The organism is Variovorax sp. IB41 (assembly GCF_016405905.1).
Classification (GTDB): Bacteria; Pseudomonadota; Gammaproteobacteria; order Burkholderiales; family Burkholderiaceae_C; genus Variovorax.
In genome coordinates this window covers 44,769-58,390 of record NZ_JAEFCB010000023.1, presented here as the reverse complement: position 1 = coordinate 58,390, position 13,622 = coordinate 44,769, and the positions used below count along the sequence as shown (strand labels likewise).

Annotated in this window: 12 protein-coding genes; 5 read left to right on the top strand and 7 right to left on the bottom strand. The window is 67.2% G+C overall.

What is annotated here, in order from left to right; genetic code table 11:
* Positions 1–6: 6 nt before the first annotated feature.
* The 4 genes from JC881_RS28235 to JC881_RS28220 are packed head-to-tail and all read right to left on the bottom strand — an operon-like array spanning position 7 to position 4,247.
* Positions 7–1,191, bottom strand: a complete 1,185-nt coding sequence (locus JC881_RS28235) for an acetyl-CoA C-acyltransferase (RefSeq protein WP_198789025.1) — start codon at positions 1,189–1,191, stop codon at positions 7–9.
* A 60-nt stretch (positions 1,192–1,251) separates the two neighbouring features.
* Entirely contained in the window at positions 1,252–3,072 is a 1,821-nt protein-coding gene (gene aceK / locus JC881_RS28230) for a bifunctional isocitrate dehydrogenase kinase/phosphatase (RefSeq protein WP_198789024.1), read from the bottom strand.
* A 13-nt stretch (positions 3,073–3,085) separates the two neighbouring features.
* Positions 3,086–3,808, bottom strand: a complete 723-nt coding sequence (gene can, locus JC881_RS28225) for a carbonate dehydratase (RefSeq protein ID WP_198789022.1) — start codon at positions 3,806–3,808, stop codon at positions 3,086–3,088.
* Between the two features lie 31 nt (positions 3,809–3,839).
* Positions 3,840–4,247, bottom strand: a complete 408-nt coding sequence (locus JC881_RS28220; protein ID WP_198789020.1) for a MerR family transcriptional regulator — start codon at positions 4,245–4,247, stop codon at positions 3,840–3,842.
* A 134-nt stretch (positions 4,248–4,381) separates the two neighbouring features.
* On the opposite strand from JC881_RS28220, the gene JC881_RS28215 reads away from it, so the two are divergent.
* From JC881_RS28215 to JC881_RS28200, 4 genes are all read left to right on the top strand, one after another.
* The gene (locus JC881_RS28215; RefSeq protein ID WP_198789018.1) at positions 4,382–5,452 is read left to right on the top strand and encodes an MBL fold metallo-hydrolase; all 1,071 of its coding nucleotides are present in this window, start codon (positions 4,382–4,384) and stop codon (positions 5,450–5,452) included.
* Positions 5,453–5,469: 17 nt separating this feature from the next.
* Entirely contained in the window at positions 5,470–6,777 is a 1,308-nt protein-coding gene (locus JC881_RS28210) for a leucine-rich repeat-containing protein kinase family protein (RefSeq protein ID WP_198789016.1), read from the top strand.
* On the top strand, positions 6,774–7,685 hold the full coding sequence (locus JC881_RS28205) for a pseudouridine synthase (protein WP_198789014.1): 912 nt from the start codon (positions 6,774–6,776) through the stop codon (positions 7,683–7,685). The genes JC881_RS28210 and JC881_RS28205 overlap by 4 nt, the downstream gene beginning before the upstream one ends.
* A gap of 69 nt (positions 7,686–7,754) precedes the next feature.
* Entirely contained in the window at positions 7,755–8,525 is a 771-nt protein-coding gene (locus JC881_RS28200) for an SDR family oxidoreductase (RefSeq protein WP_198789012.1), read from the top strand.
* Between the two features lie 134 nt (positions 8,526–8,659).
* Here the strand turns inward: JC881_RS28200 and JC881_RS28195 are convergent, their stop codons facing one another.
* Genes JC881_RS28195 through JC881_RS28185 form a run of 3 tightly spaced genes read right to left on the bottom strand, consistent with a single transcriptional unit; the run spans position 8,660 to position 12,359 of the window.
* Positions 8,660–10,480 (bottom strand): IlvD/Edd family dehydratase, encoded by a 1,821-nt coding sequence (locus tag JC881_RS28195; protein ID WP_198789073.1) that lies wholly within the window; start codon positions 10,478–10,480, stop codon positions 8,660–8,662.
* A 32-nt stretch (positions 10,481–10,512) separates the two neighbouring features.
* Positions 10,513–11,529, bottom strand: coding sequence for a D-erythronate dehydrogenase (denD, locus tag JC881_RS28190; protein ID WP_198789010.1), 1,017 nt, complete (start codon positions 11,527–11,529; stop codon positions 10,513–10,515).
* Positions 11,526–12,359 (bottom strand): FadR/GntR family transcriptional regulator, encoded by an 834-nt coding sequence (locus JC881_RS28185; protein ID WP_332875305.1) that lies wholly within the window; start codon positions 12,357–12,359, stop codon positions 11,526–11,528. Before JC881_RS28185 ends, denD begins: the two co-directional genes overlap by 4 nt.
* 174 nt (positions 12,360–12,533) lie before the next feature.
* On the opposite strand from JC881_RS28185, the gene JC881_RS28180 reads away from it, so the two are divergent.
* A complete protein-coding gene (locus JC881_RS28180; protein WP_198789008.1) occupies positions 12,534–13,607 on the top strand; it encodes an ABC transporter ATP-binding protein in 1,074 nt (357 codons plus the stop codon).
* Positions 13,608–13,622: the final 15 nt, after the last annotated feature.

The window sequence follows — 13,622 nt, the reverse complement described above, 5'->3', positions numbered from 1 at the left end:
TGCTGTTTAAAGCAATTCGAGGGCCACGGCGGTGCCTTCGCCGCCGCCGATGCACAGCGTGGCCACGCCGCGCTTCTTGCCGCGCGCCTTCAGCGCATGGATCAGCGTGACCATGATGCGCGCGCCGCTCGCGCCGATCGGGTGGCCCAGCGCGCAGGCGCCGCCGTTCACGTTGACGATCTCGTGCGACACGTCCAGCTCGTGCATCAGCGCCATCGGCACCACGGCGAAGGCCTCGTTCACTTCCCAGAGGTCCACGTCCTTGACGGTCCAGCCGGTCTTCTTGAAGAGCTTGGCCACGGCGCCGACCGGCGCGGTCGAGAACCACTCGGGCTCCTGCGCATGCGTGGCGTGGCCGACGATGCGGGCGATGGGCTTGGCGCCGATCTTCTTCGCGTGCGACTCGGTCATCATGACCAGAGCCGCGGCGCCGTCGTTGATCGACGAGCTCGATGCGGCGGTGATGGTGCCGTTTTCTTTCTTGAACGCAGGCTTGAGCGTGGGGATCTTGTCCAGCTTGACCTTGCCCGGACCTTCGTCGATGGAGATCACGGTGTCGCCGCCGCGGCCCTTCACCGTGACGGGGGTGATCTCTTCCTTGAACGCGCCCGATTCGGTCGCGGCCTTGGCGCGCTGCACGCTGGCGATGGCGAAGGCGTCCTGCTGCTCGCGGGTGAACTTGTACTTGGCCGCGCAGTCTTCGCCGAAGGTGCCCATCGAGCGGCCCGGCTGATAGGCGTCTTCCAGGCCGTCCAGCATCATGTGGTCATAGATCTTGTCGTGGCCCATGCGGTAGCCGCCGCGGCCCTTGAGCATGAGGTAAGGCGCGTTGGTCATGCTCTCCATGCCGCCCGCGACGATCACGTCGTGCGTGCCGGCCAGGAGCATGTCGTGCGCGAGCATCGCGGCCTTCATGGCCGAGCCGCACATCTTGCTGAGCGTGACCGCGCCCGCGCTGTCGGGCAGGCCGCCCTTGTACGCGGCCTGGCGCGCCGGCGCCTGGCCCTGGCCGGCCATGAGGCAGTTGCCGAACAGCACTTCGCCCACGCTCTCGGGCGCGATGCCGGCGCGCTCGACGGCCGCCTTGATGGCCGCGCCGCCCAGGTCGTGCGCGGAGAGGGAAGAAAAGTCGCCTTGAAAGCCACCCATGGGGGTGCGGGCGGCGCCGACGATGACGATGGATTCGGACATGAGGGTCTCCTTCTGGAATGTGAAAGTGAAGTGTTCGGCTGCGGCCCGTGCCGCAGCCGGTCAGAAATGGGTCGCGTGCCCCTCGTGCTGGAAGCGTTGCGATTCTTCGTACGGGAACACATCGAGCATCTGTCCCGCCTGGATGCGTTCCTTGTGGTGCTGCCAGAAGGCAGCGTCGAGCAGGTCGGCGTGGTGCGCCATGAAGGCCGCGCGCACGTCCTTGTTGCCGAGGAGAAAAGGCTCGAAGGTCTCGGGGAACACGTCCTTCGGGCCCACCGAGTACCAGACCTCGCCGCTCATCTCGTCTTCCTCGTTGCGCGGTGCGGGGACCTTTCGAAACTTGCAGTCGGTGATGTATTCGATCTCGTCGTAGTCGTAGAACACCACCTTGCCGCCGCGCGTGACGCCGAAGTTCTTCCACAGCATGTCGCCGGGAAAGATGTTGGCCGCGACCATGTCCTTGATGGCGTTGCCGTACTCGACCACCGCGTGCGCCAGCTGCTCCTTCGCGCGTTTCGCATGCGCCGGGCTCTCCGGGTCGGCCAGCGTGTCGAAGGCTTCCTGCAGGTAGATGTTCAGCGGAATCATGCGGCGCTCGATGTAGACGTGCTTGACCACGACCTCCATCTCCCCGTTGCCGTCGCGGTCGCCGATTTCCAGCTGGCTCGGCGCGAACTTCTGGATCTCCTCGATCAGCTCGGGCTCGAAGCGGTCCAGCGGAAAGCCCACGTCGCTGTACTCCAGCGTGTCGGCCATGCGGCCCACGCGGTCGTGCTGCTTCACGAGCATGTACTTGCCCTTGATCTGCTCGCGCGTGGTGTCCTTCTGCGGCGGATAGAAGTCCTTGATGACCTTGAAGACGAACGGGAACGAGGGCAGGTCGAACACCAGCATGACCATGCCCTTGATGCCGGGCGCGATGCGAAAGCGGTCGCTCGAATAGTTCAGGTGCGAGAGAAAGTCGCGGTAGAAGAGCGTCTTGCCTTGTTTCGCCAGGCCGAGCGCGTTGTAGATTTCGGCGCGCGGCTTGCGCGGCATGAGCGAGCGCAGAAACTGCACCCAGGCCGAAGGCACTTCCATGTCGACCATGAAGTAGGCACGCGCAAAGCTGAAGAGCATCTGCAGGTCGTCTTCGCCGAAGAGCGCCGCGTCGATGTAGAACTTGCCGGTGCTGTCGTGCAGGATCGGCAGCGAGAACGGGATCTCGGTGAAGCCGTTCATGATCTTTCCCACCACGTACGCGCCCTTGTTCCGAAAAAAGAGGCCCGAGAGCACCTGCAGCTGGAAGTTGGCGCGCAGCTTGACCTGGTGGAAGCGGTTGAGGATGACGTGCGCCACGCGCTCGGCATCGCGCCGCTTGTCGGCGTAGCTGCCCTGCAGCGCGAAGTCGTCCAGCATCTGCACGAGGGTGTCGGCCAGCGTGTCGTGCGCGGGGTAGTAGGGGCGATAAGTGGGCGCGCCGCGCGGCTCGATGTATTCGGTGCTGATCGCGGGGCGCACGAAGATGAAGTCGTTCTGGAAGTACGCGCGATGCAGGATCTTGGTGGTCACCGAGTTGAAGAAGCTCTCGGCCAGCTCGGGCTGGTGGTGGTCCACCAAAAGGCCGATGAAGTGCAGCTTGACCTGGTGCCACACCTCCATCGGCTGGTCGCCGGCCTTGAACTCCTTCTCGAGCCGGGCCACGGCCTCGTTCACGCGCAGGTCGTAGAACTCGATGCGCTCGCGCTGCGCGCGCTGCTGGCCGTGCCAGTCTGCGGTCTCGAAACGGTGCTTGGCGCGCGCCGATTCGGCGCGGAACAACCGGTAGTGCCGGTTGAACCCGTCGATCATCGCCTTGGCGATGTCGTAGGCCAGCGGTGAATCGAGGCGCTGCGGGAACATGGGCCCGGCCGGTTTACTTCGCGGCAGCGTCCGTGCCGTCGGCGCCCGCCTGCGCGCTCGGCGAGAGGCCCAGGGGCTTGCTCCACTTGTAGCGGATGCGCTGCACCGCGGCCTTGTACGCGGCATCCAGCGGCTTGGCGCCGTCCACGCTCAGGCCCAGGTCCTGCAGGAGGCCGTCGTGCACGCCGAAGGTCCAGCCGTGGATCAGCACCTTCTGGCCGCGCGCCCAGGCATCGACCATGACGGTGCTCACGGCCACGTTGACCACCTGCTCGGCCACGTTGAGCTCGCACAGCGCATCGACGCGCACTTCTTCGGGCAGGCTCTCGATCATCACGCTGTGGCGGTCGCGCACGTCCTGGATGTGGCGGATCCAGTTGTCGGCCAGGCCGATGCGCTTGCCGCTGAGCGCGGCCTTCACGCCCGCGCAGCCGTAGTGGCCCACCACCATGATGTGCTCCACCTTCAGGTGCTCCACCGCAAACTGGATCGCCGAGAGCGCGTTCAGATCGGAGTGCACCACGATGTTGGCGACGTTGCGGTGCACGAACACTTCGCCGGGCTCCAGGCCCGTGATCTGGTTGGCGGGCACGCGGCTGTCGGAGCAGCCGATCCACATGTAGCGCGGCGTCTGCTGCTTCACCAGGCTGGTGAAGAAGCCGGGCCGGTCGCGCTCCATCTGTGCGGACCAGGCACGGTTGTGGGCGAACAGGTCTTCGAGGTTGTTGTCGGACATAGGAGGTGATTGTCGATGAGTCGTGTACCGGTCAGGACGCCTGGGCGGCTTTGGCCGCTTTCTGGGCCTTCGCCAGGGTGGCGCGGCCTTTTTTCTCGTGCTCGCGCACTTCCGCGAGATTGGCCTGCAGCTCGGCCATCTGCGCCTCCAGCTGGGCCCGGTGCGCGCCCAGCACGCCCAGGAACTTCTGCAGCTGCGGCACGGTGTCGCGCGGGCTGTCGTACATGTCCAGGATGTCCTTGGCCTCCGTGAGGCTCAGGCCCAGCCGTTTGGCGCGCAGCGTGAGGGTGAGCCGCGCCCGGTCGCGCGCGCTGTACACGCGCTGCAGGCCCGCGCGCTCGGGCGTGAGCAGGCCCATGTCCTCGTAGAAGCGGATCGCTCTCGTGGTGAGGTCGAATTCCTTCGCGAGCTCGCTGATGGTGAAAGTTGGCGTGGGCATGCGGGGTGAAAAGACGTTCCGGAAAGCGCCAGGAATAGCAGCACAGGGGTGTTATGGGGGCGACAGCAGATTTCTGCCCCGCTCCCTACAATGATGCCACCAACACATGACGTTTACGTAAACGTCAATCTTACATGAACCTCCTCGAACGCGAACTCCACTACACCCTGGGCGACACCCTGCCCGGGCCCGGCGAAGCCCTGGAAGTCGCGCCCGGCGTGCGCTGGATCCGCATGCGGCTGCCCTTTGCGCTGGACCACATCAACCTCTGGCTGCTGCGCGACACGATCGACGGCGTGGAGGGCTGGAGCGTCGTCGACTGCTGCATCTCGCACGACGAGGCGCGCGCGCAATGGGAGCAGATCTTCGAGACGCAGCTGGAAGGCCTGCCGATCCTGCGCGTGATCGTCACCCACATGCACCCCGACCACATCGGCCTGGCCGACTGGCTCTGCAAACGCTGGGGCGCGCCGCTGTGGATCAGCGCCACCGACTACCACGTGGCCCGCGTGCTGAGCACCGCCGGCGACACGCTGGCGGGCGGCGATGCGGCGGCGGACTTCTTCGCCTCGCACGGCATGACCGACGCAGAAGGCATCGCCAAGATCCGCGCGCGCACCAACTACTACGCGAACATGGTGCCCGCGGTGCCCGACCGCTACGTGCGCATGATGGACGGCGACACCGTGACCATCGGCGGGCGCGCGTGGCGCTGCATCAGCGGCTACGGCCATGCGCCCGAGCACATCGCGCTGTACTGCGACGCGCAGAAGCTGCTGCTGGGCGGCGACATGATGCTGCCGCGCATCTCGACCAACGTGAGCGTGCACGCGGGCGAGCCCGAGGCCAATTCGCTGCGGCTCTTCCTGGACAGCATCGACAAGTTCAAGGCGCTGCCGGCCGACACCGTGGGCCTGCCCTCGCACGGCAAGCCCTTCACCGGCATCCACCGCCGCGTCGACCAGTTGCAGGAGCATCACCGCGACCGGCTGGCCGAGTTGCTCGAAGCCTGCACCGCGCGCGCACTGACCGCGGCCGAGGGCCTGCCGATCCTCTTCAAGCGCGAGCTCGACCTGCACCAGATCACCTTCGCGATGGGCGAGACGGTGGCGCACCTGCACCTTCTGTGGTTCTCGGGCCAGGTGAAGCGCGAGCTCGGCAAGGACGGCGTCTACCGCTTCGGGCCCCAAAGCGCATCCACCTAGGGATTTAGACTCGGCGGATGGACACACTGGCCGAGCTGCGCGCGGGTCGGCTGGCAGGCGCCACCAGGCTCGATCTCTCGTGCGGACTCACCGAGTTCCCGCGCGAGATCTTCGACCTTGCCGATTCGCTCGAAACACTGAATCTCTCCGGGAATGCGCTCGATGCGCTGCCCGATGACCTGGGCCGCCTGCACAAGCTGCGGGTGCTGTTCTGCTCCGACAACCGGTTCACGACGCTGCCCGAGTCCATCGGCGGATGCGATGGCATCGACATCGTCGGCTTCAAGGCGAACCGCATCGCACGCGTACCGGCCACTGCATTGCCGGCCTCGCTGCGATGGCTGATCCTCACGGACAACCAGATCGAGGAACTGCCCGACACGCTCGGCCACTGCACGCGGATGCAGAAGCTGATGCTGGCGGGCAACCGGTTGGGTCGGCTGCCTGATTCGATGGCCGCGCTGCAGCGGCTCGAACTGCTGCGCATCTCCGCCAACCGCTTCGAGGCGCTGCCCGAATGGCTGTTCTCCTTGCCGCGTCTCTCGTGGCTTGCGGCCGCTGGCAATCCGTTCGATACGCAGGCCGAAGACGCAGCCATCACAGCGCGGTCGGTGCCGCATGTCGATTGGCGCGACCTCACGCTCGGCAAGAAGCTTGGCGAAGGCGCATCGGGCGTGATCCATCAGGCGACGCTGAAGTCATCGCAGCAGGAAGTGGCGGTCAAGCTCTTCAAGGGCGCGGTCACCAGCGACGGCTGGCCGCACAGCGAAATGGCCGCCTGCATCGCGGCCGGCGCGCACCCCACGCTGATCGCTGCGCAGAGCCGCATCGACGGCCACCCCGATGGCACCGAAGGCCTCGTGATGGCGCTCGTGCCGCCCTCTTTCCGCACGCTCGCAGGGCCACCGAGCCTGGCCTCGTGCACGCGCGACGTCTATGCGGACGATGCGCGATGGACGGCGGAAGTCGCGCTGCGCATCGCACGCGACATCGCCTCCGCCATGCAACACCTGCACGCACACGGCATCCTCCATGGCGACCTATACGCGCACAACATCCTGTGGAACGCGCAAGGCGGCGGCCGGCTCGGCGACTTCGGCGCGGGGTGGATGACGGGCTCGCTCGATGCGGCGCAGGCTCAGGCCTTGCAGCGCCTGGAGATGCGCGCCTTCGGCTGCCTGCTCGAAGAACTGCTCGCGCGTTGCAGCGATGCGCCGCCCGCCACCATGTCCGCATTGAAGGACCGCTGCATGCATCCCGACGTGCCCTCGCGCCCTTCCTTCGCCGAAGCGCTGTCGGTGCTGCAGCGGGAAGCCGCGCAATGACCACCCACCGGCTGCCGCTGCCCACCCGCGACGGCGTCGGGCCGAGTTGCGTCGGGCTGCCCCACGGCGCCTGGCCGACCATCGCCGAATTCCTCATCGAGCGCTTTCCCGCCATCACGCGCGATGCATGGCTGGAGCGCATCGCGGCCGGCGACGTGATCGACGAGCACCGCGCGCCCATCACCATCGAGCGCCGCTACGAATCGCCGCTGCGCGTTTATTACTACCGCACGCTCGATGGGGAAGTGCACATCCCCTTCGAGGAGCAGGTGCTGTTCCAGGACAGCGAACTCGTCGTGGCCGACAAGCCCCCGTTCCTGCCCGTCACGCCGACCGGCAAGTACCTGCAGGAAAGCCTCCTGGTGCGACTCAAGCGCAAGCTGCAGATCGACGACCTCGTGCCGCTGCACCGCATCGACCGCAGCACCTCGGGCCTCGTGCTGTTCTCGGTGCGGCGCGAAACGCGCGGCGCCTACCAGCAGATGTTTCCGGAGCGCCGCATCGCCAAGCACTACGAGGCGGTGGTGCCGTGGCAGGAGGGCGTCTCGTCGGTGCCCGACATCTACCGCAGCCGCCTCGTGGACGACGAGCACTTCATGCGCATGCGCGAAGAACCGGGCGCGCCCAACTCCGAGACGCGCATCGAGGTGCAGGAGGTTCGCAGCGGCCGCGCGCTGCTGCGGCTCTCGCCCGTCACCGGCCGCAAGCACCAGCTGCGCGTGCATTGCCTCGCGCTCGGCATGCCGATCGAGAACGACCCGATCTACCCCGTGCTGCTGCCCGAGAACACCGACGACTTCGACAAGCCGCTGCAGCTCTTGGCCAAGTCGGTCGCGTTCCAGGACCCGGTCACGGGCGAGCTGCGCAGCTTCACCAGCCCCCGCAGCCTCTCGCTGGCACCAAGGTGACGCAGCGCGGACGCGCGCCGCACTAAGCTCGTTTCCTGAAGTTCTTTCAATTCAGGAGACACCCGCACCATGGACACCACCCAACTCTTCTCGCTGAAGGGCCGCACCGCCTTGATCACCGGCGGCTCGCGCGGCATCGGCCGCATGATCGCCGAGGGCTATCTGGCCCAGGGCGCGCGCGTGTACATCTCGGCGCGCAAGGCAGCCGCCTGCGACCAGACCGCCAAGGAGCTCTCGGCCTTCGGCCATTGCGTGTCGCTGCCGGCGGATGTGTCCACGGTCGAGGGCGCGCAGGCGCTGGTCGCAGCGTATTCAAAGCACGAAGACGCGCTCGACATCCTCGTCAACAACGCCGGTGCCGCCTGGGGCGCGCCGTATGCCGAGTTTCCCGAGAGCGGCTGGGACAAGGTGGTCGACCTGAACCTGAAGACGCCCTTCTTCCTCACGCAGGCGCTCACGCCGATGCTCACGAAGGCCGCGACCGATCACCTCTCGAAGGTCATCAACATCGCCTCGATCGACGGCATCTCGGTGAACCCGCAGGAGACGTATTCGTACGCGGCCAGCAAGGCCGGGCTGATCCAGCTCACGCGCCGCATGGCGCTGCGCCTGGCGCAAGAGCGCATCGTGGTGAGTGCCATTGCGCCGGGCGCATTCGCCTCGGACATGAACAAGGATGCGCGCGACCACGGCGACGAGGTCAAGGGCCGCATCCCCGCAGGACGCATCGGCACGCCCGAGGACATGGCCGGCGCCGCGATCTACCTGGCCTCGCGCGCGGGCGACTACGTGATGGGCTCCACACTCGTCGTCGACGGCGGCGTGACGCACGCGCGCTGAGCGCGTGGATCTTCCTGAAATAAAAATCCGTTCACGCTGAGCCTGTCGAAGCGCCGCGCAAGGCTTCGACAAGCTCAGCCCGAACGGTTGCGGTTCTTGCCAGAGCCGCCCGAACGGTCGTGGCTCTGCCCGCCTCAGTGGTTATCGCGCGGCACGCCGAAGGTGGCGTGGATCTTCTGGTACTTCACCGCCGGCTTGAGCACCATGCCCTCGGAGAGTTCGTCCACCACCGAGCGCTGAATCTCCTGCCACGGCGTCTGGCTCGGCGGGTATGGGTAACCGCCGGCGGCTTCGAGCTTCTGGCGGCGCTTGGCGAGTTCCTCGTCCGACACCAGCATGTTCGCGGTGCGCTTCTTCAGGTCGATGCGCACGCGGTCGCCGGTCTTGAGCAACGCGAGCGCACCGCCGGTCGCGGCTTCAGGTGACGCATTCAGGATCGACGGCGAGCCCGACGTGCCCGACTGCCGGCCATCGCCGATGCAGGGCAGCGCGGTGATGCCCTTCTTCAGCAGGTAGGCCGGCGCCCGCATGTTCACGACTTCGGCCGCGCCGGGGTAACCCACGGGACCCACGCCGCGCATGAACAGGATGCTGTGCGCATCGATCTTCATCTTCGGATCGTCGATGCGGCGGTGGTAGTCCTCGGGGCCATCGAACACCACGGCCGTGCCTTCGAAGGCCATCGGGTCGGCCGGGTCCTCCAGGTAACGGTTGTGGAATTCGGGCGTGATCACGCTGGTCTTCATGATCGCGGAGTCGAAGAGGTTGCCGCTGAAGTCCAGGAAGCCGGCGTTCTTCATCATCGGCTTGGCGTACGGGAAGATCACCTTCCGGTCTTCGGTGAAACGGCCTTCGCAGTTCTCGATGATGCTCTTGCCGTTGGCGGTGAGCGAGTCCTGGATCTTGCCCTTGGCGATCAGCTCGGCCACCACGGCGGGCACGCCGCCCGCGCGGTAGTAGTCCTCGCCGAGGTACTCGCCCGCGGGCTGCAGGTTGACCAGCAGCGGAATCTTGTAGCCGTGCTTTTCCCAGTCGCCGGTGGTCAGCGGCACGCCGATGTGGCGCGCGATGGCGTTCAGGTGAATGGGCGCGTTGGTCGAGCCGCCGATGGCCGAGTTGACGACGATCGCGTTCTCGAACGCGGCGCGCGTGAGGATGTCCGAGGGCTTCAGGTTCTCGCGCACCATCTCGACGATGCGCCTGCCGGTGAGGTAAGCCATCTCCTGGCGGTCGCGGTACGGCGCGGGAATCGCGGCGCTGCCGGGCAGCGTCATGCCGAGCGCCTCGGTCAACGAGTTCATCGTGGAGGCCGTGCCCATGGTGTTGCAGTGGCCGGTCGATGGCGCGGACGACGCCACGAGCTTCAGGAACCCGGTTTCGTCGATCTCGCCCGCGGCCAGCAGCTCGCGCGCCTTCCACACGATGGTGCCCGAGCCCGTGCGCTCGCCCTTGTACCAGCCGTTGAGCATCGGCCCGGAGTTCAGCGCGATGGCCGGAATGTCGACCGTGGCCACAGCCATCAGCTGCGCCGGCGTGGTCTTGTCGCAGCCGGTGGTCAGCACCACGCCGTCGAGCGGATAGCCGTAGAGGATCTCGACCAGCGAGAGATATTGCAGGTTGCGGTCGAGCGAGGCGGTCGGGCGCTTGCAGGTCTCCTGGATCGGATGGATCGGAAACTCGAACGCGATGCCGCCCGCGTCGCGAATGCCCTCGCGCACACGCTCGGCCAGGACGAGGTGGTGGCGGTTGCAGGGCGCGATGTCCGAGCCCGTCTGCGCGATGCCGATGATCGGGCGGCCCGACTGCAGCTCCTCCAGGCCGAGCCCGTAGTTCATGGTGCGCTCCAGGTACAGCGCCGTCATGTCGGTGTTGGCCGGGTTATCGAACCAGGCCTGCGAGCGCAGCTTGAGCGCGGCCCTCGCCTTTTCCGCGGCGGCGCGCTTCGGCTTGGACATGGGGGTGGACGTGGGGCTCTTCTTCTTGCTCATCAGGACATTCCCTTCAAGGTTTCGGCCGCATTCGGAAGCGCGGCGCAATCGGCGATGTATTGGCGAATGATGTCTGCGAAATTCTCGTGCGGGTGCAGGCCCAGCCGCGCCGCGCGTTCGGCCGTGGCGCCGGCGGGCCAGTTGGCCACGATGCCGGCAATGCGCTCGTCGCGCTCGAAGCGCACCAGCGCGCGCACCTTGGGTCCGGCCACTTCCTCCAGCGCATCGAGCACGTCGCTCACGCGCACGTTGAGCGCCGGCAGGTTGAGCGCGGCGCGCCCGCCGAAGGCCTCGCGGCTGGCTTCGTAGACGGCGATGAGGCCATCGACCGTGCGCGCCGGCGAGGTCATCGGATGCGACACATCGGGCGACACCGGGCAGACCGATTCCACGCCCGCGAGCGGCTCGCGGATGATGCCGCTGAAGAACGACGAGGCGGCGCCGTTGGGGCGGCCCGGGCGCACGGTGACGGTCATCAGCCGCGCGGCGCGGCCGTCGATGTAGCCCTTGCGCGTGTAGTCGGAAATGAGGTGCTCGCAGACCAGCTTCTGCGTGCCGTAGGAGGTCTGCGGCAGCGGCAGCGTGTCGTCGGCCACGAGCTTGGGCAGCGGCACCGACGGGTCGGGGCCGAACACCGCGACCGAGCTGGAGAACACCAGCCGCGTCACCTTGCCGCCCGCGCCGACGTTGGCACGCAGCGCATCGAGCAGCGCGCGCGTGCTGTCGAGGTTGGAGCGCAGGCCCAGGTCGAAATCGGCCTCGCATTCGCCCGACACGGCCGAGGCGAGGTGGAACACGCCATCGAAGGCTTCGGTCTTCAGCGCCTCGGTCTGCGCGAGCAGCGGGCCGGTGCGGGCCTCCACGCGCGCATCGGCCAGCAGGTCGGCCGGCGGCGGCGCGATGTCGGTCAGCACCAGCCGCTCGATGCGCTGGCCGGCCAGCGTGCCACGCGCGAGCAGCGCACGCGCGAGACGGGAGCCGACGAAGCCGCCGCCTCCGGTGATCAACAGTTTCATGGGGTGTCCCTCTTCTTCCTGGTTGTGCTTTTCGCGGTGACGGTGACGGTGGGGGCCGGTGGGGCGCCGCGCACGGCGCGCGCGGCGGCACGCCGGCGCTGGCCGGTGATGATCCCGCCCTCGACGAGCCGCTGCTCGCCGCGGATCAGGTGCTGCGTGGCGTGATGGCGCGCCGCCACGGGATCGCGCGCCGCGATGGCTTCGACGATCGCGCGGTGCTCGTTCTGCACCGCCTCCATGAAGTCGAGCCGCCTCGCCTCGTTGCCGCGCGTGATGCGCATGCCTTCGCGCAGGTACTGCTCGAGAAAGCCGAGCAGCAAGCGGAACTGCGGATTACCCGTGGCTTCGCCGATCACGCGGTGAAAAGCCAGGTCTTCGGCCACGCCGTCGTGCCCGGCCGCGGCCGCCATGTCGATGGCTTTCAGCGCGCGCCGCAGCGCCGCGATCTGGCTGCGCGTCGCGCGCTTGGCCGCGAGCGCGGCGATCTCGCCTTCGAGCACGCGGCGCACCTCGACCACATGCACCACCGCCTGCACCGACTCGAGCACGGCGGGGTCGAAAGCCAGCGGACGGTTGAGCGGCGCCTGCGCCACGAACACACCCAGCCCTTGCCGCGATGTGACCAGCGCCTGCGATTTGAGCTGGTGCACAGCTTCCCGCACCACGGTGCGCGAAACGCCGTGCGAGGCCGCGAGTTGCTGTTCGGTGGGAAGGCGGTCGCCGGGCCGCAGCGCGCCCGATTCGATCTGTGCCGCCAGCCGCAAAGCGAGCCGGTCAGACAGGCGGTCCGTGACCAGAGGAAAGGATTCTGAGAGGGCGGTGGCCTGCACGGCAGCGGAAAAGTGGAGCACGGTTATCGGGTCATCATACAAGTCAACCGGGATTTTCTCGTACCGGTTTGTCCTGATACCGGTTTCAAAACCGAGTGCCGATACTACGCGGGCTGCTGCGACGCGGAGGTCTCCGTGTTGCTTCCCTTCCCGCGATTTGTCAGGACTCCTTGCATGGCCAGTGTCACGATTCAGGCGGTCAAGAAGCGATTCGGCGAGGTCGCCATCCTTCACGGGGTGGACATCGACATCGCCGACGGTTCGTTCACGGTGCTGGTAGGCCCCTCGGGCTGCGGCAAGTCGACGCTGCTGCGCATGATCGCGGGGCTGGAAGAAGTCCATGGCGGCGAGATCCGCATCGGCGATCGCCGCGTGAACGACCTGCCGCCCAAGGAGCGGGACATCGCGATGGTGTTCCAGAACTACGCGCTCTATCCGCACATGACGGTGCGCGACAACATGGCCTTCGCGCTCTCGCTCGCGAAGATGGACAAGGCCACCATCGAGAGCAAGGTGACGCGCGCGGCCGAAATTCTTGCGCTCGCGCCGCTCCTGGAGCGCTATCCGCGCCAGCTCTCGGGCGGCCAGCGCCAGCGCGTGGCGATGGGGCGCGCGATCGTGCGCGATCCGCAGGTCTTTCTCTTCGACGAGCCGCTCTCCAACCTCGACGCCAAGCTGCGCGTGGCGATGCGCAGCGAGATCAAGGAACTGCACCAGCGCCTGAAGACCACCTCCATCTACGTCACGCACGACCAGATCGAGGCCATGACCATGGGCGACAAGATCGTGGTGATGCGCGACGGCCGCATCGAGCAGACCGGCAGTCCGCTTCAGCTATACGACCACCCGGCCAACCAGTTCGTCGCGGGCTTCATCGGCTCGCCGGCCATGAACTTTTTGCCCGGCACGCTGCGGCGCGCGGGCGGCGCGGCGCATGTCGAACTGCCCGACGGCACACGGCTCGATGCGCCCATCCACGCAGGCGGCACCGACGGCCAGAGCGTGGTGTACGGCACGCGCCCCGAGCATCTGACGCTGGGCGACAGCGGCGGCATTCCGTCCCGCGTGGTGGTGATGGAGCCGACCGGCATGGACACCTTCGTCGCCTGCCGCCACGAAGGCGCCGAGCTCTCGGCCGTGTTCCGCGAGCGCTACGACTTCGCGCCGGGCAGCACGATCCATCTCTTGCCCGATCTGGCGCGCGCCCACCTGTTCGATGCCGAAAGCGGCCTGCGCCTGGCCGCCTGAAAGCACGCCCGATTT